Genomic DNA, 26,278 nt, shown 5'->3' with positions numbered 1-26,278 from the left:
GCCGTGGTAGAAGCAGGCATGACCACCACACCTGGAGCCGACACCCCCGACCGCCGCGGCCGCACCGGCCTGCACCGCACCGGCCTGGACCTGACCGGCAACCCGCGGGTCAAGGTGCGCGAGGTGGAGCTGCTGTCGAGCCACTGGTACGTCGAGCGGGCCACGACGTACGACATCCAGCGGGCCGACGGCAGCTGGAGCACCCAGCAGCGCGAGACGCACGACCGCGGCAACGGCGCGACCATGCTGCTGTACGACGCCGGGCGGCAGACGGTGCTGCTCACCCGGCAGTTCAGGTTCCCGGTGTATGTGAACGGCCACCCCGACGGGATGCTGATCGAGACGCCGGGCGGGGTGCTCGACGACGAGGACGAGCACCCGGAGATCGCCGTGCGACGCGAGGTGGTGGAGGAGACCGGGCACACCATCGGGGCGGTCCGGCATGTCTTCGACGTCTATATGAGCCCCGGCTCGGTCACCGAGCGGGTCAGCTTCTACGCCGCCGAGTACGGCCCCTCGACCCGTACGCACGAAGGGGGCGGGCTCGACGAGGAGGGCGAGGACATCGAGATCCTGGAGCTGCCCTTCCGCAGAGCGCTGGAGATGATCCGGACCGGCGAGATCGCCGACGCCAAGACGATCATGCTGCTGCAGTGGGCTGCGCTGGAGGGCCCCTTCGCCCGGGCGTAGGCTCCGAAGGGGGCTTTCGGAGAGGCGCTTCGAAGGAGTGGGCCATGCCTGTCTTCCCCACCGAGCGGTCGGTCCGTACGACCCCCGAAGGCCTGCTGTGGGAGCCCAGTGAGCGCTGGGTGCGCGGCGTGAAGGGCGAGGTCACCGTCGTCGACAGCCGGCACCCCGTCCTGGTGTGGGAACCCGACGTGCCCGTGCCGTGCTACGCCTTCCCGCGCGAGGACGTCCGCACCGACCTGCTGCACCCGGCCGCGGACCCGCCCACGGGCGCGCACCGGGGGGCGGGGATCTTCTACGACCTCCGGTCCGGCCCCGAGCAGGTGGCGAACGCCGCGTGGACGTACCCGGCCGCCGACCTGGCCGGACACATCGCCTTCGAGTGGTTCCGGCGCTGGGGCAGCGGCCTCGACCACTGGTACGAGGAGGAGGAAGAGATCTTCGTCCACCCGCGCGACCCGCACAAACGGGTGGACGCCCTGCCCAGCAGCCGCCATGTCCAGGTGGAGATCGCCGGCACCGTCGTCGCCGACACCCACCGCCCGGTGCTGCTGTTCGAGACCGGGCTGCCGACGCGGTACTACCTCCCCCGCGAGGACGTCCGGCTCGACCTGTTCGAGCCCACCGACCGCCGCACCGGATGCCCCTACAAGGGCACGGCCGAGTACTGGACCTGGCAGGGCGGGGGCGAGGTCCCGCGCAACATCCTGTGGAGCTACGCCGAGCCGCTGCCCGCGGTGGCCGCCGTGAAGGGGCTGCTGGCCTTCTACAACGAGGCCGTGGACCTCACCGTGGACGGCGTACGCCTGGAGCGCCCGGTCACCTTGTTCAGCAAGACGCTCAGGCCCTGACCGGCAGCGGGAAGTCCCTCGCGGTTGACCGCCGCAGCCGGGGGTAGGGAACGGCCACACCCGCTGCGTTTCCTGGCTTTGTGCTGACATTCTGACCTGCTCCTGAAATGATGTCTTGACAAAGTATTGACAGCGGGTGCGACGAGGGAGTGGAATCCGGTCGCAACAGCCGAGCCTTCCCCCTGTCGCACAGTGAGGTGCAGGAAAGATGGACCGCTCTTCGCGCCCCCGCTCCCGCAGAATCGCCCCCGCTCTGGCCCTGGCCGCGGCGGCGGCGCTGGCCCTCGCCGGCTGCTCCAGCAGCTCCGGCGGCAAGAAGGCCGAGGAGGGCGGCGGTGGTGGCGGCTCCGCGGGCAAGGCCGACACGCCCCGCATCAAGATCGCCCTGGTCACCCATCAGTCGCCCGGCGACACCTTCTGGGACATCGTCCGCAAGGGCGCCGAGGCCGCCGCCGCCAAGGACAACGTCGAGCTGATCTACTCCGCCGACCCCAACGCGGGCAACCAGGCGGGCCTCGTGCAGAACGCCATCGACCAGAAGGTCGACGGCATCGCCGTGACCCTCGCCAAGCCCGACGCCCTCAAGGACGTGGTGGCCAGGGCGAAGGCGGCCGGCATACCCGTGGTCGGCCTCAACTCCGGTGTCAGCGAATGGCAGAAGCTCGACCTGCTGGAGTTCTTCGGCCAGGACGAGACCGTCGCCGGCGAGGCACTCGGCAAGCGGCTGAACGAAGTCGGCTCCAAAAAGGCCGTCTGTGTCATCCAGGAGCAGGGCAACATCGGCCTCACCCAGCGCTGCGACGGCGTGCAGAAGACGTTCTCCGGCACCATCGAGAACCTCTACGTCAACGGCACCGACATGCCCTCGGTGAAGTCGACCATCACCGCCAAGCTCAAGAAGGACGGCGACATCGACCATGTCGTCGCGCTCGGCGCCCCCATCGCGCTGACCGCGGGACAGTCGGTCTCCGAGGCGGGCAGCAAGGCGAAGGTCGCCACCTTCGACCTCAACAAGCAGCTCACCAAGGCCATCGCCGACGGCCGGATCGAGTTCGCCGTCGACCAGCAGCCCTACCTCCAGGGCTACTTGGCGATCGACTCGCTGTGGCTCTACGAGAACAACGGCAACTACATGGGCGGCGGCGAGCAGCCGGTGCTGACCGGACCGGCCTTCGTCGACAAGTCGAACGTGGCGAGCGTCGACACGTTCGCCGCGAAGGGCACCCGGTGATGAGCATGGCCCAGCAGGCGCCGCCGACCTCCGTCCAGGGGAAGGAGACCGACGGGCGGACCGCACAACGCCCCTTCGCCCGCAGGCTGTTGGCCCGCCCCGAGGTCGGCGTCCTGCTCGGTGCCGCCGCGGTGTTCGTGTTCTTCCTGATCGCCGCCCCCGCGGTGCGCGACGGCAGCTCGATGGCGAACATCCTCTACCAGTCGTCCACCATCGGCATCATGGCCCTGCCGGTCGCGCTGCTGATGATCGGCGGCGAGTTCGACCTCTCCTCCGGCGTCGCGGTGATCACCTCGGCGCTGACCGCGAGCATGGTCAGCTACCAACTGACCATGAACGTCTGGGTCGGTGTGCTGATCGCCCTCGTCGTCTCGCTCGGCGTCGGCCTGTTCAACGGCTGGCTGCTCATCAGGACCGGCCTGCCGAGCTTCCTCGTCACGCTCGGCACCTTCCTGATCCTCCAGGGCGTCAACCTCGCCGTCACCAAGTGGGTCACCGGCAACGTCGCCACCGACGACATCAGCGACATGGACGGCTTCGGCCAGGCCAGAGCGCTCTTCGCCTCGTCCTTCGGCGTCGGCGGCGTCCAGGTGAAGATCACCGTGGTGTGGTGGCTGGTCTTCGCCGCGCTGGCTACCTGGGTGCTGCTGCGCACCAAGTACGGCAACTGGGTCTTCGCGGTCGGTGGCAACAAGGAGAGCGCCCGGGCGGTCGGCGTCCCCGTGACCTACACCAAGATCTCGCTGTTCATGCTGGTCGGCCTCGGCGCCTGGTTCGTCGGCATGCACCAGCTGTTCTCCTTCAACACCGTGCAGTCCGGCGAGGGCGTCGGCCAGGAGCTCATCTACATCGCCGCGGCCGTGATCGGCGGCTGTCTGCTCACCGGCGGCCACGGCTCCGCCATCGGGCCCGTCTTCGGCGCCTTCATGTTCGGCATGGTCCAGCAGGGCATCGTCTACGCCGGCTGGAACCCCGACTGGTTCAAGGCGTTCCTCGGCGTGATGCTGCTCGGCGCCGTCCTGATCAATCTGTGGGTCAGCCGCACGGCGACCCGGAGGTGACCCACCGATGACTGAACACCCCCTTGTGGAACTGCGCGGCGCGGGCAAGTCCTACGGCAACATCCGCGCCCTGCACGGCGTCGACCTGGCCGTGCACCCCGGCAGGGTGACCTGCGTGCTCGGGGACAACGGCGCCGGCAAGTCCACGCTCATCAAGATCGTCTCGGGGCTGCACCAGCACACCGAGGGCGAGTTCCTCGTCGACGGCACCCCCGTGCGCTTCACCACCCCGCGCGAGGCGCTGGACCGGGGGATCGCCACCGTCTACCAGGACCTGGCGACCGTGCCGCTGATGCCGGTGTGGCGCAACTTCTTCCTCGGCTCCGAACTCACCAAGGGCCCCTGGCCGCTGCGCCGCCTCGACATCGAGACGATGAAGCGGACCGCGGACCAGGAACTGCGTGCGATGGGCATCGTCCTCGACGACCTCGACCAGCCCATCGGCACGCTCTCCGGCGGCCAGCGCCAGTGCGTCGCCATCGCCCGCGCCGTCCATTTCGGCGCGCGCGTCCTCATCCTCGACGAGCCCACCGCCGCCCTCGGCGTCAAACAGTCCGGCGTGGTGCTGAAGTACATCGCCGCCGCCCGCGACCGCGGCCTCGGCGTCATCTTCATCACCCACAACCCCCACCACGCCTACATGGTCGGCGACCACTTCAGCGTGCTGCGCCTGGGCACCCTCGAACTCAGCGCCGCCCGCGACCGGGTCACCCTGGAGGAACTGACCAACCACATGGCGGGCGGCGCCGAACTCGCCGCGCTCAAGCACGAGTTGGCCCAGGTCGACGGGGTCGACACAGGGGGGCTCCCGGAACCGGAGGACGTCACGCCCTAGCCGACCAGCTGGGGCAGGGGCGCGGTGGCCTCCGGCTCGGGGGAGCCGGGCCGCCGGCCTCGTACGAGCAGCACCGCACCGGCCACGGCGAGCAGGAACCCGCCGAGCGCGGCGCCGAAAGGCACCTTCGTACGCACGGCCCGCAGCAGGGCGCTCTCCTGCCGCGCCTTGTCCACCGCGAACTTCTGCGTGGCGGTGGTGTGGGCCAGCTTGGGCACGTCGAGCAGCACCACGGCGTCCTTCGCGGCACCCGGGGCGCGCAGCGTCCGGCGCGGACCGAGCTGCGCGTACAGGACGCGGCCGGTGGCCTGGTCGACGACCAGCCTGATGCCGTGGTTGGAGTACCACTCCTCGGCGAGCACCTGAGCGGCACCCCGCCGCCCCACCAGCGCGCCCGGCACCTGCCGCGTGCCGACCTTGGTGGGGGCGACCGTGCCGGTGAAGACGTACCCCTCGTACCCCTGGACCTTCTGTTCGCCCCGGTAGGCCAGCGGGACGGTCGCGCCCAGCGCGCTGTCCCACCACTGGTAGGTGCGCCGCTGCACGTCGAAGGGGAACTTCAGATACGCCTCGCCCTCGTGGTACGGCTGCTCCTGGCAGCAGTGCGCGGGCCGGTTGGTGCGGCGGTCGGTGACCCAGCGCGCCTGCGTGAAGTCCAGGGCGTCGTGCGGATCGGCTGCGGGCAGCGAGCCGTCCGTGTCGATCGTCGTCACGACGTCCCACACGGCCTTCCCGCTCGCCTCGCTGTCCGCCACATCGCCCCGCACCCGCTGTGTGACGGTGATGCGGCGCCCTTCGACCGTGCGGGCCGCGGCCACGTCGAAATAGCTGCCCTTACCCTCGTACACCGCGGTCACGTCGATGTCGATCGGGTTCACCGCGGCGCGCGGCGCGACGTACCACGCCAGCATCGGCGCGAGGACCAGCAGGAAGACGCCCGCCCCCAGCAGGACCAGGGCCAGCGGTGAAGCGGTGCGACGCATCCGGCACTCCCAGGGGGCTCGACTGCGGGGACCGTATGGCGGCGGAGGGGCCGCGTCTACGCACGCGCGTGACAAAAACGGGCCCAGGGGCGCGGGGCTGTATCGGATATGCGGCTCCGCCGCGTGGGCGCGAGAAGTCACGACGGACCCGCAGCCGCCGGACGACTGGGACCACCCCCGTCCGGACGCGCAAAAACGGCGCCACCACCCCCACCCCGCCAGACTGACGACAAGAGGGGGCCGGTCGCGGCGTCGCAGTCCTCACGCGTGCTGCTCGGGTGTTCGCTTCCGGCCTCCTTCCCCCACACGTCCCTCGACCCGGGGATCACGGACATGGCGCTGCACCGCACGCACCGCGGCGACGCGGAACCTTTCGACGACGTGTACGCCCTGCCCATCAGCGAACACGCCCTGCCCAAGTACCGCATGCCGCAGCGCGTGTCGGACGCCCGGGCGGTGCGGGCCCTCATCCATGACGAGCTCACCCTGGACGGCAACGCCGCCCAGAACCTCGCCACGTTCTGCACCACCTGGGCGGAGCCCGAGGTGCACGCGCTGATGGACGAGTGCCTCGACAAGAACATGATCGACAAGGACGAGTACCCGCAGACCGCGGAGATCGAGAACCGCTGCGTCCATATGCTGGCCGACCTGTGGAACTCCCCGCAGGGCACCTCCACCGTCGGCTGCTCCACCACCGGCTCCAGCGAGGCCGGCATGCTCGGCGGCCTCGCCCTGAAGTGGCGCTGGCGCGAACGCCGCCGCGCCGAGGGCAAGTCCACCGACCGGCCCAACCTCGTCGCCGGTCCGGTGCAGGTGTGCTGGGAGAAGTTCGCCCGCTACTTCGACGTCGAACTGCGCCAGGTGCCGCTGGAGAAGGGCGCGTCGGGCCTGCGCGCCCACCAACTCCGCGACCACGTCGACGAGAACACCATCGGCGTCGTCGCCATCCTCGGCGTCACCTACACCTGCGTCTACGAGCCGGTCGCCGAGATCGCCGCCGAACTCGACCGCATCCAGCAGGACTCGGGCCTGGACATCCCCCTGCACATCGACGCGGCGAGCGGCGGCTTCGTCGCACCCTTTCTCCAGCCCGACCTGGAGTGGGACTTCCGGCTGCCCAGGGTCGCCTCCATCAACGCCTCCGGGCACAAGTACGGCATGGCCCCGCTCGGCGTCGGCTGGGTGGTGTGGCGCTCGGCCGACCTGCTCCCGGAGGACCTGGTGTTCCGGGTGGACTACCTCGGCGGCGACATGCCCACCTTCGCGCTGAACTTCTCCCGCCCCGGCGGCGAGGTCGTCGCCCAGTACTACAACCTGCTGCGCCTGGGCCGTGAGGGCTACGCCAAGGTGCACGGGGCCTGTGCGGACAGTGCCGGGATGCTGGCGCGCAAGCTGGCCGGGATGGGCCCCTTCACCGTCCTGCACGACGGACAGGGCGGCCTCCCGGGGGTCTCCTGGACCCTCACCGACCCCGCGACGACACCCTTCACCCTCTACGACCTCTCCGACCAGCTGCGCCGACGCGGCTGGCAGGTCCCGGCGTACCCGCTGCCCGCCGGACGCCAGGACACCGTCGTCGCCCGCGTCCTGGTCCGGCACGGCATCGGCTACGACAAGGTCGCCCTGCTCGCCGACGACATCCGGGCCGCGGTCGCCCGGCTCACCGAGGCGCCCGGACCGCATGTGACGGAGCAGCCAAGCTTCCACCACTGACAGTTCAGACGGTACGCACCTCCGCGAGCCGCACCGGCCGGTGCTCGGCGAGGGACAGCGTGCACGCCTCCGCGATCCACCCCGCCTCCAGCGCGTCCGCGACCGTACAGGGGGAGGGCCGGGACCCGGCCACCACCTCGGTGAACGCGGCCAGTTCGGCACGGTAGGCGGCGGTGAAGCGGTCCATGAAGAAGTCGTGTGGTGTGCCCGCGGGGAAGCGCACGCCCGGCTCCACCGACCGCAGCGGCAGCCTGTCCTCCAGGCCCACGGCGATGGAGTCGGCGAAGCCGTGGATCTCCATGCGGACGTCGTGACCCCGGCCGTTGTGGCGTGAGTTGGACACCACCGCGAGCGTCCCGTCGTCGAGGGTGAGCAGCGCGCCGGTGGTGTCGGCGTCCCCGGCCTCCCGGATGTACGCGGCGCCCCGGTTGCCGCCGACGGCGTACACCTCGCTCACCTCGCGGCCCGTCACCCAGCGGATGATGTCGAAGTCGTGCACCGAGCAGTCCCGGAAGATGCCCCCGGACGCGGCGACGTACGCGGCGGGCGGCGGAGCCGGGTCCAGCGTCGTCGACCGTACGGTGTGCAGGGTGCCCAGCTCCCCGGACCGTACGGCCCGCCGGGCGGCGGCGAAACCGGCGTCGAAGCGGCGGTTGTACCCGATCTGCACCGGCACACCGGCCCCCTCGACCGCCTTGAGGACCTCGACCCCCTCGGCCATCGTCCGGGCGACCGGCTTCTCGCAGAACACCGGCACCCCCGCCTCGACCGCGGCCCGGATCAGCCCCGGATGGGCGTCGGTCGCGGCCGCGATCACCACCCCGTCGACCCCGGCCGCCAGCAGCGCCTCCGGCGAGTCCACGACGTGCGCGCCGAACCGCTTCGCGGCGGCCGCCGCCGCGTCCGCGAACGGGTCGGCCACGACGAGCGACTCGACCACGTCGAGTCCGAAGAGGGTCTCGGCGTGGAAGGCGCCGATCCGGCCGAGGCCGAGGATTCCGATGCGCATGGGTGCTCCTTGCTGTGTCACGGGGTGGGCGCTTGAGGGGGTTCCGGCGTGCGACTGGCCTACGGCGCCTCGACGTCGGCCCAGCGGCCGCTGCTCGCCGAACGCTCCATCGCCTCCAGTACGGCGGCACTGCGCACCGCGTCCATGAGCGTGGCCCCGTACGGCCGGCCCTCGGCGATCGAGCGCAGGAAGCGGTACGCCTCGATGACCTTCAGGTCGTCGTAGCCCATGGCGTTCGCCGCGCCGGGCTGGAACGCGCCGAACTCGCCGTCGCCCGGCCCGACATACACCTGGCTCACCGGCTGGTCCTGGTACGCCGTGCCCCGGCTGACGCCGAGCTCGTTCATCCTGCGGAAGTCCCAGAAGAGGGCGCCCTTGGTGCCGTGCACCTCGAAGCCGTAGGCGTTCTGCTCGCCGACCGACACCCGGCAGGCCTCCAGGACACCGCGGGCGCCGGAGGCGAAACGCAGCAGGCAGCCGACGTAGTCCTCGTTCTCGACCGGGCCGAGGGCGCCGCCCGCGGCACGGGCGTGACCGGCCGTGGCTCCGGCGGGGCGGGGCCGGTGCGGGACGAACACCGCGCTGTCGGCGGTGAGTTCGGCGATGTCGCCCAGCAGATACCGGGCGAGGTCAGCGCCGTGCGAGGCGAGGTCGCCCAGCACTCCGCTGCCGCCGTGCTCACGCTCGTAGCGCCACGTCAGGGCGGACTCGGGGTGGGCGGCGTAGTCGGAGAACAGTCGGATGCGCGCATGGGTGACCGAGCCGATCTCCCCGGCGGCGATCAGATCGCGGGCCGTCTCGACGGCGGGTGCGTTGCGGTAGTTGAAGCCGACCGCGCCCTGGACCCCGGCCCCGGCGACCGCGTCCGCGACCGCGCGGGCGTCGGCGAGGGTCAGGCCGACCGGCTTCTCGATCCAGATGTGCTTGCCGGCGGCGGCCATCGTCGTGCCGATCTCGCGGTGCAGGAAGTTCGGGGCGGTGATGCTGACCGCTTCGATCCGGGGGTCCGCTGCCAGCTCCCGCCAGTCGCGGATGGGGAAGGCGAAGCCGAACTGCGCGGCCGCCTCCTGAGCCCGTCCCGGCACCTCGTCGGCGACCGCCACCAGCTCGGGCCGCACGCCGAGCTGCGGATAGTGGTGCGGGACGCGGACGTACGCCTGGCTGTGCACCCGGCCCATCCAGCCGAACCCGACGACGGCGACACCGAGCGCGCGCACCACCATGGCTTGCCCCACTTCTTGGACCGGTCCAACACCTGTCCACGCCACCCTGGGCGCGGCTGTAGGGCGTGTCAAGGCCTTTGACAACCGGGCGCGCCGCGTGGAACGGTCCATCTCATGAGACCGCCGACCATCCGTGACGTCGCCGAGCGGGCCGGTGTGTCCAAGTCGCTGGTCTCGCTGGTACTACGCGGCTCGGAGCAGGTGCGGCCGGAGAAGCGGGACGCCGTGCTGCGGGCCGTACGCGAGCTGGGCTACCGGCCGAACGCGGCCGCGCGCAGCCTCAGCGAGCAGCGGACCCGTACGGTCGGGGTCCTCCTCAACGACCTGCGCAACCCCTGGTTCGTCGACCTGCTCGACGGCCTGAACTCCCTGCTGCACGACAACGGCCTGAACATGCTGCTCGCCGACGCCCGGCTGAACCGGCGCGCCGGCCAGGACCCGGCGGGCCCGCTGACGGACCTCGGCGTGGACGGCCTCGTCGTGGTCGGCACGCTGCCCGAGCCCGCCGCGCTCGGCGCGGTCGCGGCGCAGGTGCCGGTCGTGGTCGCCGGGGCGCGCGAGCCGGTGCCGGCCGGTGTGGACCTGGTGGCCGGCGACGACGAACGGGGTGTCCGGCTGGTCACCGAGCACCTCATCGGCCTCGGCCACCGCCGGATCGCCCACCTCGCCGGGTACGGGGCGGTGGGGGAGCTGCGCCGGCGTGCCTTCGAGGAGGTCATGCGGGAGCACGGGCTGGCCGACGGGGCCCTCGTGGAGCCGGGTGACATGACCGAGGAGAGCGGGCACCGGGCCGGCGTGCGCCTGCTCGCCCGGCCGGACCGGCCCACGGCCGTCCTCGCGGTCAACGACATCGCCGCGGTGGGGGTGCTTTCGGCTGCCGAGGGGCTGGGGCTGCGGGTGCCGCACGACCTGTCGGTGACCGGCTACGACAACACCGGTGTCTCCCGGCTGCGGCATCTGTGGCTCACGACCGTCGACCAGGCCGGCCATGAGGTCGGCCGACGGGCCGCCCGCTTTCTTCTCGACCGCTTCGCGTCCGCTGGGGGAGAGGGGCGGGTGTATTTGGCTGCGCCTTCGCTGGAGGTGCGGGGGACGACGGCTGCGCCGTCGCGCTGATCATCCGGCCGGGCGTTGTGGGTGGTTCCGTGGGGTGCCGGGTGCGGGTTGTGTGTGGCTGGTCGCGCCCACGCGGCGGAGCCGCATATCGATACAGCCCCGCGCCCCTTTGGGGTGGCTGGTGTGCGTGGTTGTGTGCGGGCCGGTGGGGGTTGATCGCGCAGTTCCCCGCGCCCCTTTTTGGGCGTGGCAGTCTTAGCAGTTGATTGCGTACGCCTTGCGCAGTGTCTCGTGGACCGTCCACGTCGTACGGTCGCCCGCGCGCAGGATCGCCATGTCGCCGGGGCCGACCTCCAGGGTGGGGCCGTTCTCGACCTCTACGGTGGCGCGGCCGCTGATCACCACGAACAGCTCGTCCGCCTCCGTGTCGGTGACCACGCCGGGCGTGATCTGCCAGATGCCGCGGAGCTGCTTGCCGTCCGCGGACTCCCAGACGACCTTGCCGGTCACCTCGGGCGTGCCAGACACGATCTGGGCCGGGTCGAGGGGCTCGGGTTCGAGGGTGGCGTCGGGGATGTGGAGAGCGAAGCTGTGGGTCATGGGGGGACCCTAGCGAGCGGGTGGGTGTCCCGGGCGTCGACAGAGTGTGGGGTATCGGCCCTGGTGACGGGACAGTCCGTCGGGTCGGCGAAGTGGCGGGGGTGATCTCGCGGCGTGATCGTGGAGGGCATGGCCCAGAACACGGCCGCGGAGCGGCACCGGCACGACACCCGCGAGGCCGTGCTGTTCGGCGGGGTCTACGGCGCCGTCCTGGCCAGCTCGATCGTCGCCGCGCTCACCCAGTACGGCCACTCCTCGCGCGGCGACCGCCGCTACGACGCCCTGTGGCTGCTGGTGACGGCGCTCGCCTCCGCGCTGGCCCACGGATATGCGCACTACATCGCCGAGCGCGGGCCGCACCGCCGCTGGGACGTGCTGCGCACTCTGGCCGACGAGTGGCCGCTGGTGGCTGCCGTACTGCCGACCGTGGTGGTGCTCGCGGGCGCGGGCTGGGGCTGGTGGCCGGCGAAGAGTGTGGAGTACCCGGCCTTCGCGCTGAACATCGCGCTGCTGTTCGTGCTGGGCCTGCTGACGGCGCGTTGGTCGCACCGGTCGTGGGGGCGAGCCGTACTTCTCGGTCTGGTGGACGCCTTGCTCGGGGTGGTCGTGGTGGTGGCCAACGCGCTGATCAAGTAGGGGGCGGGTGTCCGAGCCCGGACGAGTGTCGTCGACGAAATTGTTGACAATGTTGTCGGACTAGATTTAGTTTCGACAGGCACTCACTCAGGGAGGGCACATGCCGAAAGAAGCCCGTCCGAGCACCGGGGAGCAGGCCAAGCAGCATGCGCTCGCGCAGCTGCGGCAGGCGATCCTGCACGGCGAGATGGCGCCGGCGCAGCGGCTGGTGGAGCAGGAGCTCGCCGAGCAGTTCGATGTGACACGGGCGAGCATCCGCGCGGCGCTCATCGATCTGGAGGCCCAGGGGCTGGTCGAGCGGATCCGCAACCGTGGCTCACGGGTGCGGGTGGTGACCGTCGAGGAGGCGGTCGCCATCACCGAGTGCCGTATGGCCCTGGAAGGGCTGTGCGCGGCGAAGGCCGCCGTCGCGGCGAGCGACGAACAGCTCGCCGAGCTGAAGGAGCTGGGCGCGGCGATGGCCAAGGCCGTGGCCGGCGGTGAGCCGATGACCTACTCCGAGCTCAACCAGGAGCTGCACGCCAAGGTCCGGGAGTTCTCCGGCCAGCGCACGGCCGTGGACCTGCTGGAGCGGCTCAACGCCCAACTGGTGCGCCACCGCTTCCAGTTGGCGCTCCGCCCGGGGCGTCCGCAGCACTCCCTGAACGAGCATCTGGCCATGATCGAAGCGATCACCGCCAGGGACCCGCAGGCGGCCGAGGCGGCCGTCCGCGCCCACCTCACCAGCGTGATCGAGGCGCTGCGCGACTGACCGTCGCAAGGGGGGCGCACCGATCCGTGCGAGGCGGGCGCACACCTGTCACTCCTAGGAGACCCATCCATGACGCACGCGGATGCGCCCTCCCCCGCTCTCGGCTCGGCCCGAGCCGGCGGACCCCCGTCAACACCCCGCTCGACGCTCGTCGTCACCGCCCACGCCGGCGACTTCGTGTGGCGGGCGGGCGGAGCCGTCGCCCTGGCCGCCGCCCGTGGGGAGAAGGTCACCATCGCCTGTCTCGCCTTCGGTGAGCGCGGCGAGTCGGCCAAGGCCGGGCGCGAGGGCAGGACGCTCGACGAGACCAAGGTGATCCGCCGGGAGGAGGCCGAGCGGGCCGCCGCCGTCCTGGGCGCCGAGGTCCGCTTCTTCGACGCCGGTGACTACCCCCTGACCGAGACCGCCGAACTCACCGACCGGCTCGTCGCGGTGTACCGCGAGACGCAGCCGGACGTGGTGCTCACCCATCCCGCAGAGGACCCCTACAACGGCGACCACCCGGCAGCCCACCGCATGGCCCTCCAGGCCCGCATCCTCGCCCAGGCCATCGGCCACCCCGGCGAGGGCGACATCATCGGCGCCCCGCCCGTCTTCTGCTTCGAGCCCCACCAGCCCGAGATGAGCGGCTTCCGCCCCGAGGTCCTGCTCGACATCACCGAGGTCTGGGACACCAAGCGCAAGGCGATGGAGTGCCTCGGCGCCCAGCAGCACCTGTGGGACTACTACACCGACCTCGCCGTACGCCGCGGCGTCCAGCTCCGGCGCAACGCGGGCCCCAACCTGGGCCTCGCCCACTCGACCCTGGCCGAGGCGTACATGCGCCCCTTCCCCCAGATCGCGAAGGAGCTGGCATGAGCGGCGTGATCGTCACCGGCCCGCCCAAGGCCGACCCGAAGGACGTCGACGCGCTGGCCGGCTTCGGCGTGGCCACCGTCGGCGAGGCGATGGGCCGAACGGGCCTGCTGGGACCGGGAATCCGGCCGATCCAACAGGGCGTGCGGGTGGCCGGCACGGCCGTCACCGTGCTCGGCCGGCCCGGCGACAACCTCATGATCCACGCGGCCGTCGAGCAGTGCGGCGAGGGCGACTTCCTGGTCGTCACCACCACCTCCCCGTGCACCGACGGCCTGTTCGGCGAGCTGTTCGCCATGGCGCTGCACCGGCGCGGAGTGCGCGGCCTGGTCATCGACGCGGGCGTCCGCGACACCCAGGAGCTGCGCGAGACGGGCTTCCCCGTCTGGTCGCGTGCCGTCTGCGCGCAGGGCACCGTGAAGGCCACCGGAGGTTCGGTCAACGTCCCCGTCGTGATCGACGGACAGGTGATCCACGCGGGCGACGTGATCCTCGCCGACGACGACGGCGTGGCCGTCGTGCCCCGCCGGCGCGCCCGCGCCACCGCTGAGGCGGCCGCGGCCCGCGAGGCCAAGGAAGCCGCCACCCGGGCCGCCTTCCTCGACGGCCAACTCGGCCTGGACCGCTACGGGTTGCGCGAGACCCTGGCCCGGCTGGGCGTCACCTACCGGTCGTACGAGGACTACGCCGCCGAGGAGGTCGGCTCATGACCGGCCCCGAGGGCGTGCGCTGCATGCTGATGCGCGGCGGCACCTCCAAGGGCGCCTGCTTCCTGGCCGAGGACCTGCCCGCCGACCCGGCCGCGCGCGACGAGCTGCTGCTGAGCGTCATGGGCAGCCCGGACCCGCGCCAGATCGACGGGCTGGGCGGTGCCCACCCCCTGACCAGCAAGGTGGCGGTGGTCTCGCCCTCGGCCGACCCGCGCGCGGACATCGACTACCTCTTCCTCCAAGTGGCCGTCGACAAGCCCGAGGTGAGCGACCGTCAGAACTGCGGCAACATCCTCGCCGCGGTCGGCCCGTTCGCCGTCGAGCGCGGCCTCGTCCCGGCGGGGGAGGACCGTACCGCCGTACGCATCCGCATGGTCAACACCGGTGACCATGCCGTCGCGACCTTCCCCACCCCGGGCGGCCGCGTCGACTACACGGGGGACGCCGAGATCTCGGGCGTGCCCGGCACGGCGGCCGCCGTGGAGATCGAGTTCCCGCCCGGCGAGGGCCCGTTGCTCCCGACGGGCCGGGTCCGCGACGAGATCGACGGCGTCCCCGTGACCTGCGTGGACAACGGCATGCCGACCGTCCTGATCCCCGCCACGGCCCTCGGCGTCACCGGCTACGAGTCCCCGCAGGAGCTGGAGGCGGACGCCGTCCTGGCGGAGCGGCTGCGCTCCCTGCGCCTGGCGGCGGGCCGGCTGATGGGCCTCGGGGACGTGTCCGGCACCACCGTGCCCAAGCTGACCCTGATCGCCCCGCCCCGCGACGGCGGCGCGATCACCACCCGCACGTTCATCCCGGTGCGCTGCCACACCTCGATCGGCGTGCTCGGCGCGGCGAGCGTCGCCGCCGGCGTACGCGTCGAGGGCGGTGTCGGCGCGGACCTGGCCCGGCTCCCGGCCGACGGGGACCGCGTGCGCATCGAACACCCCACCGGATTCCTCGACATCGACAGCGGCCTGGAGACCGGCCCCGACGGCCTGCCCGTCTCCCGCCGCACCGCCGTGGTCCGCACGGCCCGCAAGATCCTCGACGGCACCGTCTTCCCCAGGACCGTCCCCGTACAACCCCCAGGAGGTCGACGATGACTCCCCCGCTCGGCGACATCGCCCACATCGGCCACGCCCAGCTCTTCACCCCGGACCTCGACGCCAGCGTTGCCTTCTTCACCGACTACCTCGGACTGACCGTCAACGGCGAACAGGGCGACTCCGTCCACCTGTGGACCTTCGACGACTGCGAGCACCACAGCCTGGTCCTCACCGCCCGCGAGACGCCCGGCCTCGGCCGGCTCGCCCTGCGCACCTCCAGCGAGGAGGCCCTGCACCGCCGTATCGCGGCGATCGAGGAGGCGGGCGGCACCGGCCGGTGGGCCGAGGACGAGCCGGGCCTCGGCAAGCTGTACGTCACCACCGACCCCGACGGCCATGAACACGCCCTGTACTGGGAGAGCGAGCACTACCGGGCGCCCGAGGAGCTCAGGCCGGCACTGAAGAACCAGCCGCAGGCCAAGCCCAACCGGGCCGTCGGCGTCCGCCGCCTGGACCACGTCAACTTCCTCGCCGCCGACGTCCTCGCCAACGCCGAGTTCCAGGAACGCGTCCTGGGCGCCCGGCCCACCGAGCAGATCATGCTGCCGGTCCCCATAAGCATGCCATCCAGCAGACGTTCTTCCTCTACGTCTACGAACCCGGCGGCAACCGCATCGAGTTGTGCAACCCGCTCACGCGGCTGGTGCTGAAGACCATCGAGTCCTTCCACACGCACGGGACTCCGCCCGTCGGCTGAGCGGGCGCGCGGAGCCGGCGAAGGCCGCCCCTTGAATGCTGACGAGATTGATTGTCGATGAGATTGTTGACAAAAGCGTTGACACTCAGGGAGCGGCTTCTTAGCGTCTGGCGCACCCCGCACGAGAGGTAACCAACGATGTCCCCCTCCACCGCTCCCGCCGCCCGCGGCGCACGACTGGCCGGCCTGGTCGTCGGCCTGTGCTGGCTGGTCGTCCTCTTCGACGGCCTCGACATGTTCATCTACGGCTCCGTCCTGCCGCACATGCTCGAGAGCAAGGCGCTCGGCATCGACCCGGCCCAGGCCGGTGACATCGGCTCCTACGCCACCTTCGGCATGCTGATCGGCGCGCTCGCCTCCGGCACCGTCAGCGACTGGGTCGGCCGCAAGAAGACGATCATCGTCTCGACCGCCCTCTTCTCCCTCGCCTCGGCCCTGTGCGCCACGGCCGGCAGCCTGGGCGCGTTCGGCTTCGGCCGGTTCGTCGCCGGTATCGGACTCGGCGGCCTGCTCCCCAGCGCCATCACCATGGTCACCGAGTACGCCCCGCGCGGCCGCCGCGCCCTGATCGTCGGCTCCCTGATGACCGCCCACCAGGCCGGCGGCATCGTCGCCGGACTCGTCGCCCTCGGCACCGGCGACTGGCGCCTGTCCTTCTGGATCTGTGTGATCCCGCTGTTCATCGGCGTCCCGCTCGCCGCGAAGTACCTGCCCGAGTCCATGGCCTTCCTCCAGGCCAAGGGCCGCACCGAGCAGGCCCGCGCCCTCGCCGAGCGCTACGGCGTCGAACTCGCCGCCCGCGACGAGGAGCGCCCCGCCGTGGCCAACCGCTTCGGCGCCCTCGCGGACCTCTTCCGTGGCGGCCGGTGGGTCCAGACCCTGTTGTACTGGCTCGCCTCCTTCGGCGGCCTCCTGCTGGTCTACGGCGTCTCCCAGTGGCTGCCGTCGCTGATGCGGGCCAACGGCTACAACCTCGGCTCCTCGATCGGCTTCGTCATCGTCATCAACCTCGGCGGCATCGCCGGCATGCTGATCGGCGGCCGGCTCACCGACCGGTTCGGCGGCGCGCGCATCTGCTCGATCTGGTTCGGCGCCACCGCCGTCGGCGTGTACACCCTCAGCCTGAAGATGCCGCTGGCCCTCACCTACACGGTCGTCTTCCTGACCGGCCTGTTCCTCTTCAGCGCCCAGGCGATGATCTACGCCACGGTCGCCGCCCGCGCCGGCGACGACAACCGGGCCACCGCGGTCGGCTGGACCTCCGGGATGGGCCGCTTCGGTGCCGTCTTCGGGCCCTGGCTCGGCGGCCAGCTGCTGGCCTCGGGCTCGACCAAGGCGGGCTTCACCGCCTTCGCGGCCGCCGGAGTCTTCTCCCTGGTGCTGATCAGCCTCACCGGCCTGCGGTCCCTGCGGCCCGCCGCGTCGGCCGACACGCCGCGCTCGCTGTCCCCGGCGGGCTGACACGCCCGCAGGGCTCCTGGATGCCCGGAACCGGCGCCACTGCTTGGATGGGTGGCGTCCGGACCCACTCGGAGGAGCCCCATGATCGACGTGACCCAGCAGATCGACTCCGTACGCCGCGAGGTCGGCCGCCGTGCCGTCGACGCTGGTCAGGTGCGGGTGGTGAGCCTGAGCCGGAGCTACGACGTCCCGGCCGAGGACCTCTGGGCGGCCTGCACCGACCCCCGGCGCATCCCGCAGTGGTTCCTGCCGGTGTCGGGGGAGCTGCGCACCGGCGGCCGCTATCAGCTGGAGAACCACGCGGGCGGCACCGTGGAGCGCTGCGACCCGCCCCACGGCTTCCTCGCGACCTGGGAGTACGGCGGTGACGTCAGCCGGATCGAACTGCGCCTGACCTCCGAGGGCGAGGGCCGCACCCGCTTCGAGCTGGCGCACCTCGACCCCGACGACGACAAGAAGTGGACCGAGTTCGGCCCCGGCGCGGTCGGCGTCGGCTGGGACATGGCCCTGGTCGGCCTCACGCTCCACCTGTCCTCCGGTGCCCCCGTCGACCCCGCCCAGGCCATGGCCTGGTTCGGCTCCCCCGAGGGCCTCGCCTTCGTCACGGCCGCGGGCGAGGACTGGTACGCGGCCCATGTCACGAGCGGCGAGGACCCCACCGCCGCCCGCGCCGCCGCCGACCGCACCAGGGCCGCCTACACCGGCGAGGACCCCTCCGCCTGATGCGGTAGGGTTTACCTGCACGATCACGCGGAACACCCGTGATGCGGGCAGATCGGGACGTGGCGCAGCTTGGTAGCGCACTTGACTGGGGGTCAAGGGGTCGCAGGTTCAAATCCTGTCGTCCCGACCACGCGGAAACGCAGGTCGGAGGCCGTTCTCTCATCCATGAGAGGGCGGCCTTCCGTGCGTCCGGGGTGTCAGTGGGCTGGGCTATCCTGCCCGCCACCGCACAACGACCTTAGGGATCACGAGAATTGACCGGCCTGTCTGCTTTCCCGCTGCCCTTCCACGCTTCCCGTTCCATAACGTACGCGACACCCCGTACGCTCCGGGAAATCCAGATGATGCAGTGCAGCGCGCACATCCGGGCGAAGCCGGGATGGTTCGACAAGATGAACGATGCCGACATCGTCGCCAGGTGGACGCGAGAAGCGGTCGCCCAGGGCCTCACCGAGGCGCAGGTCCGCTATGTGCTCGCTGAACTCGTGCACTACGCCGCGCTGCGGGACGGACGCACCGGCATCGAGGTGTCCGCCGTCGACGGGGTGTGGCAGTCGGACACCCTGATCGACGACAAGCTCAGGTCACGGCTGCGCGAGGCGGTCCGGGTCCTGGAAGAAGTACCCGAAGCCGAACAGGACTGGCATCCCGGATCCGACGGGCAGGTACTGGATCTGGTTCACCCCTCACTGTTCTGCCTGGTGAGAGAGGTCAGCGGCGCGCCCGAGCGGGCCTGGCGGAACCCGACGGACCGCTACTCGAAGTACGAGTTCTCGGAGCGGTTCCAGTGGCTGCCCACGGACGTCGACGTCAGTGACGACGGCGCTGTCGCCTTTCGTTCGTACGTCAACAACGTCCACCCCGAGACGCATCACGAACTGGCTGCCGTCCTGCCGGACCTGTTCGCGCGGATGCGCCCGCTGCTGGAGAACGTGCTCACCGATCTGCGCCACCCGCGGCCCCTGCGGATCGAGGCCGATCCCTACGGGTGGTACGACTCGGAGCCGCAGCAGCCGGACAAGTCCTCCTTCAGTGATGACGAGGCCTACGCGGAGGCCGTCCGTGCCTGGGAAGCGGCCCAGGACGACTGGTGGGAGAACCGCCGCCCGGTCGTCCCGGACGCCCCGGACTTCACCCCGCCCGAAGTGCCCGACGCATCCGCCCGAGTCGATCTGCGCGGCCGCGGTCTCCAGGTCATCGTCAAGCTCGCCACCATTCATCTGACCCCGGAGAAGCCGGAATACCCCGGTGGTTCCTGGCATGTCGAGGGAATGCTGAACGAGCGGATCGTCTCGACCGGCATCTACTACTGGGACAGCGAGAACATCACCGAGAGCCGGCTGAGTTTCCGCGCCGCACTCGACGACCCCGACTACGAACAGAACGACGACAACGGTGTGCGCGAGGTCTACGGCCTGGAGAACGAAGACGCGCTGAACCAGATGCTGGGATCGGCATCGACGCCGGAAGGGCGCTGCCTGGCTTTCCCGAACATCCTGCAACACCGCGTCGGCTCGTTCCGCCTCATGGACCCCACCCGCTCGGGACACCGCAAGATCCTGGCGTTCTTCCTGGTCGACCCGTCGGAAAGGATCGTCTCGACCTCCGATGTGCCGCCGCAGCAACCCTGGTCCGACACCTCGACCATGACGCTGGAACAGGCCAAGGACTTCCGCGAGCAGCTCATGCACGAACGCAAGTTCTTCGTCGCCGAACACAACGAGCAGCTCTACGAACGGGAATTCTCCCTCTGCGAGCACTGAACGCACGCGCTCGTCGACGTGACGAAGCCCCGGCTCGGGTCTGTTCACCGGCCGGGGCTTCGGGTCTCACGCTGGTGCCACGGGCTCTCGCAAGGTCAGGACGCGAAGGCCCGCTCCAGGCGGGGGATCAGGTCGCGCAGGTCCTCCTCCCAGCAGCCGGCGTTGTGGCCGCCGTCGCAGAGGGTGCCCCAGCCGGAGCCGTCGCCGTAGTTGACGTAGTAGTAGGGCATGCCCAGGGCGTCCATGCGGGCCTTGACGTTCTTGGCCGCGCCGGCGAGCCAGAACTCCATGTTGGCGGGGGAGCCGCCGCCGTCACCGACGTAGACGGAGACCCCGATGCCGGCACCGGCGAGCCGGTCCATGTGCTGGGAGGGGTCGACCTCGTTCCAGCGCCAGTCGGCGTTGAAGAACGGGTACGGCGAGCCGAAGAGGGCGTCGCTGTCCACGCCGGGCTTGTACGGGGAGTCGTTGGGGTCGCAGTAGCCCGAGGCCGAGGCGCAGACCGCGCCGAGTGCGTCGGTGACGGAGGCGACGACGGCCATGCGCAGGTCCATGGAGTTGGCCGACAGGTCGATGTCGCCGGACAGGGACGCGGTCTGGCTGAAGAGGTCGGGCCGGACCTGGGCGTAGTGGAAGGCACCGAACCCGCCCATGGAGACACCGGCGACGGCCCGGGCCTTCTTGGTGGGGATGGTCCGCAGGTTCGCGTCGATGAACGGGATCACTTGCTTGAGGTGGAAGTTCTCCCAGTTCTGGGCGCCGAGCACGGTCTTCTGGTTGAGCCAGTTGGCGTACCAGCTGCGGGCACCGCCGTCCGGGATGACCGTGATCATCCGGTCCGACATGCTCAGGGCCGGGTAGGTCTGCTGGACCGGGTCGTCGGGCGAACCGTGCAGGAAGTACAGGACGGGGTAACGCCTGGCCGGGTCGTCGTAGTAGCCGCTCGGCAGGATGATCTTGATGTGCTGCTCGCCGGTGACCTCGGGTGTGGTCACCGTGAGGTAGAAGTTGGTGGCGCTGCCTGTCGGTGTGCCGACCTGGGTCAGGCCGAACCCGTTCGTCATCGGTGGTGGTGCGGTGCCGTCGGCGGCCTGTGCCGTGCCTGCCGGCAGGGTCAGGGCCATGGCGGCGACCATCCAGGCCACCACCAGCGTCCACCGGTTCGCTCTCTTCGTCACTGTGTGCCCCCTGGTGAGTCTGTGTACGGCGCTCAGGTCAGGACCTTGACCTGAAGCTGCGGTGAGGCCGCGATCTGTTCCTCCGTGAACCGCTCGGTCACCCACCGGCCGGCCGAGAACAACTTCGTCTGGTCCGCGTAGTGCGGGGAGTTCGGGTCGGCCGACTGGGAGTAGGCCAGCAGGGACAGCGTCTGGGGCGGCCCCTCGGCGGTGAACCGCACGATCTGCAGGAAGCTGGACCCGAAGACGATGTCGAGTTTGCCGTCGATCTGGCCCGGAGTGATCACGTTCAGCACGCCCAGCTCGGAGAGCGAGCCGTGGATCGGGATCTGCTCACCGCCCCGGGTGATCTTCTGGATGTCCGACAGCGGCGCGTTCAGCGGAATGCCCGCCTTGCGCAGCGCGAGCACCGCCCGGCCGAACGCGTCACGGACGGCGGAGCTGCCGGAGTCCAGCGAATTGGGCGTGTGCACCGGGTCGTTGGGGTCGAAGGGAACCCGCCATGGGAGCTTCTCGATGCTCTGCCCGTTGCGCAGCAGCTCCCAGTAGTTCGCGAACAGCCAGGACCCCCTGCTGCTCGCCGAGTAGTCGTGGTCCTTCCACGCGGCCAGGATCGGACACGCCTCGCTGACGTTGACCAGGTTGCCGTCCACCAGGATCAGCCCGAACGGCTGGCTCTGGCACATCGTCACCGTGGCGTTGAGGGCCAGATCGGCCGCCCTGCTGTTGTCGGCGAACAGCAACTGCCCCATGTTCTCCGGTGTGAAGCCTCTGCCCGGCAGGCCGTCCGTGCCGTTGATCCGGTTCTGCGCGGTCAGGATCAGCTCCTGCGTCCGCAGCGACCGGGGCGCCGCCATGTCACCCATCACCCTGGGGAAGGTCAGCGGCTGCTCGGGGTTGGCCAGCCAGGCACTGTCGTTGGCGTTGCCCACGAAGTCGGAGCGGATCAGCCGCGGCTGCTTGTGCGGGTCGAGCAGGCCCGGCGCGACCGCGTTCGGGTCGTCCGGCCAGTCGCAGGCGCTGCGCTTGCCGTCGAGGATGGACACCGGCGGCACGTTCGGCAGCCGCAGCGACTGGTTGAACAGCAGCTTGCCGGTCTCGGTGAGGCAGTTCTGCGCGTGCTCGTCGGTGATGTTCGGGGTCGCCTGGATGTCCGCGTACAGCGCCCTGCCGGTGCGGTCGGAGGCGACGGTGTTGAAGAAGGGCACGCCCTGTGTGGTCTCCAGGGTGTTCACCACGTCGTCGACGTCGGTGGCCTGGTCGAGACGGAACCAGGTGTTCAGCGCCCGCAGGTTGTTCATGTTCACATCGCGGACCGCGTGCGCGCTGACCACCCACGGCAAGGGGACGCCCTGCATCGAGGTGGTGACCGGGCCGTAGCGGGTGGACCACAGCGTCCTGGTGACCTTGCCGAGCGAGCCGTCCGCGTTGCGTACGTCGACACTGACCTGCTGCGAGGTCATCTTCTGCCAGGTGCCGTCGACCAGGTACATGGTCGGGTTCAGCGGATCGACCTGCACGTCGAACAGCCCGAACGGGGCCACGGTGGCCACGGTGTGGCTCCAGGCGACGTTCTCGTTGTGCCCGATGTTCACCGCGGGCAGCCCGAGCAGGCCGGCCCCGGAGACGTTGACCTTCCCCGGGATCGTCAGATGTGCCTGCCACATGCGGTTCTTGCCCTGCCACGGGAAGTGCGGGTTGGCCAGCAGCATGCCGGTGCCGCCGGACACGCCCTGCGAGCCGACCGCCAGCGCGTTGCTGCCCATGCTCTCCCGACGGCTCGCCGCCATCGCGTCGCGGATCTTCGCCGCGGTCTTCGCGGGGCTCGTGGCCTTCGTGGCTGTCGCGGCGGCCGACGCCGACGGCGGTGCGGCGTTCACCTGGCCGTCCAGCAGTGCCTCGGCGCTGCCCATGATGATCTCGGCATGGGCGTGCCGGTAGACGTCCAGCTCGGTGATCGGCCGCACCCAGGCGGCACCGCGGCAGGCCGGGTCGGAGATGTTGCCCACGCCCGTCTCGGACAGGTACCTGTTGTACCCCTGGACGTAGCCGCGAATGGCCTCCCTGACCTCCGGCTCCGGCCCGTTGGGCGCGGGCTGTTCGAGGAGGCGCTCCACGACCCGGTTGTCCTTGATCCGCTGGAAGTACAGGTCGCTGTTGAGGTTGGTGGTGGTGTTCTGGTTCTGGCCCGGGCTCGCCCTGCCGTCGGGCCCCAGATACCGGGACCTCTCCGCATTGACCATCAGATAGGTGTCGGCCAGGGTGCAGAGATTGTCCTTGGCCGCGGCGTATCCGTAGCCGGTGCCGAGTCCCTCCCAGTCGGAGGCGACGATGTGCGGGATACCGTACTCGGTGTAGCGGATCGTGGGCTTGTCCGGCCCCTCTTCGGCGGTGGCCGGCCCCGTGGCCGCCGATGTGCTCATCACCGCCGCCACCATGGCGACGACCGCCATGGGCAGCCTCGTTCTCCGTCTCCTCCGCGCCATGAGCCGTCCTTCCCCTGGGCTGCGGCCGCGGCCTGCGTCCGAATGCGGCCACGGTAGGAGGGCCGGCCGGGACGGTCACTCCGTAACCTTCCGGAGTCCCCGGGCGCCCCCTCCGTTGCTACGGTCCGGACCTCCTGTTCCGACATCGCGTCACGGTCCCGACCCGGAGGTCATGTTGAGCGCCCAGCACCCCACTCGCAGGAACATCCTCAAGGCCGTCGGCGGATTCTCGGCCGCCACGGCACTGGGCGCCGGCGGCGTCCTCGCCGGCGCCTCGGCCGCCGCCGCGGTCGGCGACGGCTTCGGCCTGCGGATCGTGGACCGCAACGAGGGCGACCCCCGCATGTGGTACTACCGGTTCCAGACCGCCGCGATCGGCTGGAACCCCGGCGTCAACGTGCTCCTCCCGGACGACTACCACTGGAGCGGCCGCACCTACCCGGTCCTCTACCTCTTCCACGGTGGCGGCACCGACCAGGACTTCATCACCTTCGACCGCGAGGGCGTCCGCGACTGGACCGCCGGTAAGCCGATCATCGTCGTCATGCCCGACGGCGGCCACGCCGGCTGGTACTCCAACCCGGTCAGCTCCAACGTCGGCCCCCGCAACTGGGAGACGTTCCACATGGCCCAGCTGCTGCCGTGGGTCGAGGCGAACTTCCGTACCTACGCCGAGTACGACGGCCGCGCCGTGGCCGGGTTCTCGATGGGCGGCTTCGGCGCGCTGAAGTACGCCGCCAAGTACTACGGCCACTTCGCCTCGGTCAGCGCCCACTCCGGCCCCGCCAGCCTGCGTCGCGACAACGGCATGGTCGTCCACTGGGCCAACGCCAGCTCCGCGACGCTCGACCTGGGCGGCGGCACGGTCTACGGCGTCCCGTTCTGGGACGAGGCCCGGGTCAACGCCGACAACCCGGTGCAGCGCATCGAGAGCTACCGCAACAAGCGGGTGTTCCTCGTCGCCGGCACCAGCCCCGACCCGGTCAACTGGTTCGACACCGCCAACGAGACCCAAGTGCTCGCCGGGCAGCGGGAGTTCCGTTCCCTGCTCGGCAACGCGGGGATCCCGCACGAGTGGTACGAACTGCCCGGCGGCCACTTCATCCGCCACGACATGATGCGGCGCGACATCGACGGCATCATCGACCGCCTGCGCAAGGCGTGAACCCGGTGAAGCGGACACTCGCGGCGGCAGCCGCCCTGATGCCGGTCCTGGTGTTCACGTCCCCGGCCGCGGCCCGCCCCGCAGACTTCACCGCCGCCTGCCCCGCCGCCGGCTTCGTGTCCCAGCACTTCCACAGCGGCCACAACGGCGTCGACATCGCCAACGACTACGGCACACCCATCTACGCCGTGGGCGACGGCGAGGTGACCCACTCCGGCTACGCCGGCGGCTACGGCCAGTGGATCCGCATCCAGCACCCCGACGGGACGATCTCCGAGTACGGCCACATGTACCAGCGGGACGTCGCCGCCGGCGACCATGTGGTGGCCGGCCAGCAGATCGCCCTGATGGGCTCCGAGGGCGAGTCCAGCGGCCCCCACCTCCACCTGCGGATCTGGGGCGACTCGTCCGCCACGTACGGCATCGACCCCGAGCCCTACCTCGCCGAGCGCGGCGTGGTCCTGCCCTGCACCCCGGGCACCGGCCCGCGCCCCCAGCCGCTCGTGTACCCGACGGAGTCGGGGCGCGTGGTGTCGGCGCGGTCGGCGGACGGCCGCCTTGAGGTGTTCGCGGCCGGAGCGGACGGCGTACATCACGCCTGGCAGCTCGAACCCAACGGCAACTGGTCGGCGTGGGAGTCCCTCGGCGGTCCGGGCGGCGCGGAGTTGGCGATCGCGCCGAACGCGGACGGCCGGTTGGAGTTGTTCGCGATCAACGGGAACGTCTTCCAGCACCGGTATCAGCTGTCGGCGTCGGGTGGCTGGTCGGGCTGGGAGTCATTCGGCGGCGGTGGTCGGGATGTGGCGGCCGGGGTGAACGCGGACGGGCGGATCGAGGTGTTCGCCTCGGGGCCGGTCGGGCTGTTCCACAAGTACCAGACGGCACCCAACAGCGGCTGGTCCGATTGGGAGCCGACGGGTGGTGGCCCTGCCGACAGCCGCGTGGAGATGGAGAAGTCCCCGGACGGCCGTCTGGAGGTCTTCGCCCTCAACGGCAGCACCTTCCAGCACCAGTACCAGACCTCACCCAACGGCGGCTGGTCGCAGTGGGGGACGTTCGGTGGCGGAGGCCGTGACCTGACCGTCGACCACAATGCGGACGGCCGTATCGAGGTGTTCGCCTCCGGCCCCGTGGGTGTCTTCCACAAGTACCAGAGCAGCCCGACGAGTTGGTCCGACTGGGAGCCCACCGGCGGACCGGCCGACTCGCAGCTCAGCACCGAGCGTACGGCCGACGGCCGTGTCGAGGTGTTCGCGATGAACGGCAGTACGGCGATGCACGCCTGGCAGACCGGGCTGAACGCGCCCTACAGCGAGTGGGCGGCCTTCGGCGGGGGCGGCACCGAGGTCACGGCGACGGCCAACGCCGACGGCCGCATCGAGGTGTTCGGCACCAGTCATGCCGGGGTCTACCACAAGTGGCAGACCGGCTTCTCGTCCTGGTCGGAGTGGGCCTGGGTCAACAACTCCGGTGGCCCCGCCCTCGATTGACCGCCCGGCAACCCGAA

At 70.8% G+C, this 26,278-nt stretch carries 23 protein-coding genes, 1 tRNA gene and 1 pseudogene; 19 read left to right on the top strand and 6 right to left on the bottom strand.

The genetic code is table 11. The features are described from left to right. Positions 1 to 18: 18 nt before the first annotated feature. The 5 genes from RKD23_RS06635 to RKD23_RS06615 all read left to right on the top strand — a co-directional run bounded on the left by RKD23_RS06635 (position 19) and on the right by RKD23_RS06615 (position 4,665). Entirely contained in the window at positions 19 to 690 is a 672-nt protein-coding gene (locus tag RKD23_RS06635; RefSeq protein ID WP_424852784.1) for an NUDIX domain-containing protein, read from the top strand. A 44-nt stretch (positions 691 to 734) separates the two neighbouring features. After that, the gene (locus RKD23_RS06630; protein ID WP_424852783.1) at positions 735 to 1,538 is read left to right on the top strand and encodes a DUF427 domain-containing protein; all 804 of its coding nucleotides are present in this window, start codon (positions 735 to 737) and stop codon (positions 1,536 to 1,538) included. A gap of 208 nt (positions 1,539 to 1,746) precedes the next feature. Further along, complete coding sequence (locus tag RKD23_RS06625) at positions 1,747 to 2,769, top strand: sugar ABC transporter substrate-binding protein (protein WP_424852782.1); 1,023 nt, start codon at positions 1,747 to 1,749, stop codon at positions 2,767 to 2,769. Further along, positions 2,769 to 3,830, top strand: coding sequence for an ABC transporter permease (locus RKD23_RS06620; protein WP_424852781.1), 1,062 nt, complete (start codon positions 2,769 to 2,771; stop codon positions 3,828 to 3,830). Before RKD23_RS06625 ends, RKD23_RS06620 begins: the two co-directional genes overlap by 1 nt. Positions 3,831 to 3,837: 7 nt before the next feature. Beyond that, entirely contained in the window at positions 3,838 to 4,665 is an 828-nt protein-coding gene (locus RKD23_RS06615) for an ATP-binding cassette domain-containing protein (RefSeq protein WP_424852780.1), read from the top strand. Here RKD23_RS06615 and RKD23_RS06610 read toward each other — a convergent pair. Beyond that, positions 4,662 to 5,648 (bottom strand): DUF3068 domain-containing protein, encoded by a 987-nt coding sequence (locus RKD23_RS06610; protein ID WP_424852779.1) that lies wholly within the window; start codon positions 5,646 to 5,648, stop codon positions 4,662 to 4,664. The genes RKD23_RS06615 and RKD23_RS06610 overlap by 4 nt on opposite strands. 333 nt (positions 5,649 to 5,981) lie before the next feature. Here RKD23_RS06610 and RKD23_RS06605 point away from each other — a divergent pair, with 333 nt between their 5' ends. Then, positions 5,982 to 7,364, top strand: a complete 1,383-nt coding sequence (locus tag RKD23_RS06605; protein WP_424852778.1) for a glutamate decarboxylase — start codon at positions 5,982 to 5,984, stop codon at positions 7,362 to 7,364. A gap of 4 nt (positions 7,365 to 7,368) precedes the next feature. Here RKD23_RS06605 and RKD23_RS06600 read toward each other — a convergent pair whose 3' ends face one another. Both RKD23_RS06600 and RKD23_RS06595 read right to left on the bottom strand, forming a co-directional pair. After that, positions 7,369 to 8,373 carry a Gfo/Idh/MocA family protein gene (locus RKD23_RS06600; RefSeq protein ID WP_424852777.1) on the bottom strand — a complete coding sequence of 335 codons (1,005 nt, stop codon included), beginning with the start codon at positions 8,371 to 8,373 and terminating at the stop codon, positions 7,369 to 7,371. Positions 8,374 to 8,432: 59 nt separating this feature from the next. Next, positions 8,433 to 9,593, bottom strand: coding sequence for a Gfo/Idh/MocA family protein (locus tag RKD23_RS06595; RefSeq protein ID WP_424858184.1), 1,161 nt, complete (start codon positions 9,591 to 9,593; stop codon positions 8,433 to 8,435). Between the two features lie 117 nt (positions 9,594 to 9,710). Here RKD23_RS06595 and RKD23_RS06590 point away from each other — a divergent pair, with 117 nt between their 5' ends. Further along, positions 9,711 to 10,712 carry a LacI family DNA-binding transcriptional regulator gene (locus RKD23_RS06590; protein WP_424852776.1) on the top strand — a complete coding sequence of 334 codons (1,002 nt, stop codon included), beginning with the start codon at positions 9,711 to 9,713 and terminating at the stop codon, positions 10,710 to 10,712. A 195-nt stretch (positions 10,713 to 10,907) separates the two neighbouring features. Here RKD23_RS06590 and RKD23_RS06585 read toward each other — a convergent pair whose 3' ends face one another. Further along, positions 10,908 to 11,252, bottom strand: coding sequence for a cupin domain-containing protein (locus RKD23_RS06585; protein WP_424852775.1), 345 nt, complete (start codon positions 11,250 to 11,252; stop codon positions 10,908 to 10,910). A 129-nt stretch (positions 11,253 to 11,381) separates the two neighbouring features. Here RKD23_RS06585 and RKD23_RS06580 point away from each other — a divergent pair, with 129 nt between their 5' ends. The 10 genes and pseudogenes from RKD23_RS06580 to RKD23_RS06535 all read left to right on the top strand — a co-directional run bounded on the left by RKD23_RS06580 (position 11,382) and on the right by RKD23_RS06535 (position 19,942). After that, entirely contained in the window at positions 11,382 to 11,888 is a 507-nt protein-coding gene (locus RKD23_RS06580; protein ID WP_424852774.1) for a hypothetical protein, read from the top strand. A 100-nt stretch (positions 11,889 to 11,988) separates the two neighbouring features. Next, positions 11,989 to 12,639: a GntR family transcriptional regulator gene (locus RKD23_RS06575; protein WP_424852773.1), complete on the top strand. Its 651-nt coding sequence runs from the start codon at positions 11,989 to 11,991 to the stop codon at positions 12,637 to 12,639. 69 nt (positions 12,640 to 12,708) lie between these two features. After that, on the top strand, positions 12,709 to 13,497 hold the full coding sequence (locus RKD23_RS06570; RefSeq protein WP_424852772.1) for a PIG-L deacetylase family protein: 789 nt from the start codon (positions 12,709 to 12,711) through the stop codon (positions 13,495 to 13,497). Next, entirely contained in the window at positions 13,494 to 14,204 is a 711-nt protein-coding gene (locus RKD23_RS06565) for a 4-carboxy-4-hydroxy-2-oxoadipate aldolase/oxaloacetate decarboxylase (protein WP_424852771.1), read from the top strand. The genes RKD23_RS06570 and RKD23_RS06565 overlap by 4 nt, the downstream gene beginning before the upstream one ends. Next, a complete protein-coding gene (locus tag RKD23_RS06560; RefSeq protein ID WP_424852770.1) occupies positions 14,201 to 15,295 on the top strand; it encodes a 4-oxalomesaconate tautomerase in 1,095 nt (364 codons plus the stop codon). Before RKD23_RS06565 ends, RKD23_RS06560 begins: the two co-directional genes overlap by 4 nt. After that, positions 15,292 to 15,995 (top strand): annotated as a pseudogene (locus tag RKD23_RS06555) (VOC family protein). The gene RKD23_RS06560 and the pseudogene RKD23_RS06555 overlap by 4 nt, the downstream one beginning before the upstream one ends. 138 nt (positions 15,996 to 16,133) lie before the next feature. Further along, positions 16,134 to 17,456 carry an MFS transporter gene (locus tag RKD23_RS06550; protein WP_424852769.1) on the top strand — a complete coding sequence of 441 codons (1,323 nt, stop codon included), beginning with the start codon at positions 16,134 to 16,136 and terminating at the stop codon, positions 17,454 to 17,456. 81 nt (positions 17,457 to 17,537) lie between these two features. After that, positions 17,538 to 18,179 (top strand): SRPBCC family protein, encoded by a 642-nt coding sequence (locus tag RKD23_RS06545; RefSeq protein ID WP_424852768.1) that lies wholly within the window; start codon positions 17,538 to 17,540, stop codon positions 18,177 to 18,179. 53 nt (positions 18,180 to 18,232) lie between these two features. After that, positions 18,233 to 18,309, top strand: a tRNA-Pro gene (locus RKD23_RS06540). A gap of 124 nt (positions 18,310 to 18,433) precedes the next feature. Then, a complete protein-coding gene (locus RKD23_RS06535) occupies positions 18,434 to 19,942 on the top strand; it encodes a DUF4246 domain-containing protein (protein ID WP_424852767.1) in 1,509 nt (502 codons plus the stop codon). A 95-nt stretch (positions 19,943 to 20,037) separates the two neighbouring features. Here RKD23_RS06535 and RKD23_RS06530 read toward each other — a convergent pair whose 3' ends face one another. Together RKD23_RS06530 and RKD23_RS06525 are read right to left on the bottom strand one after the other, a co-directional pair. Further along, positions 20,038 to 21,078 (bottom strand): alpha/beta hydrolase, encoded by a 1,041-nt coding sequence (locus RKD23_RS06530; protein ID WP_424858183.1) that lies wholly within the window; start codon positions 21,076 to 21,078, stop codon positions 20,038 to 20,040. A 74-nt stretch (positions 21,079 to 21,152) separates the two neighbouring features. Further along, the gene (locus tag RKD23_RS06525) at positions 21,153 to 23,606 is read right to left on the bottom strand and encodes a penicillin acylase family protein (protein WP_424852766.1); all 2,454 of its coding nucleotides are present in this window, start codon (positions 23,604 to 23,606) and stop codon (positions 21,153 to 21,155) included. A gap of 175 nt (positions 23,607 to 23,781) precedes the next feature. Here RKD23_RS06525 and RKD23_RS06520 point away from each other — a divergent pair, with 175 nt between their 5' ends. Both RKD23_RS06520 and RKD23_RS06515 read left to right on the top strand, forming a co-directional pair. Next, positions 23,782 to 24,771 carry an alpha/beta hydrolase gene (locus RKD23_RS06520; protein WP_424858182.1) on the top strand — a complete coding sequence of 330 codons (990 nt, stop codon included), beginning with the start codon at positions 23,782 to 23,784 and terminating at the stop codon, positions 24,769 to 24,771. A 38-nt stretch (positions 24,772 to 24,809) separates the two neighbouring features. Further along, entirely contained in the window at positions 24,810 to 26,261 is a 1,452-nt protein-coding gene (locus RKD23_RS06515) for a peptidoglycan DD-metalloendopeptidase family protein (RefSeq protein WP_424858181.1), read from the top strand. Positions 26,262 to 26,278: the final 17 nt, after the last annotated feature.

Origin of the sequence: Streptomyces sp. SAI-170, from assembly GCF_049739565.1 — a bacterium.
GTDB lineage: Bacteria > Actinomycetota > Actinomycetes > Streptomycetales > Streptomycetaceae > Streptomyces.
The sequence above is the reverse complement of the archived record's forward strand: the minus strand, read 5'-3'. Positions and strand labels throughout refer to the sequence as shown.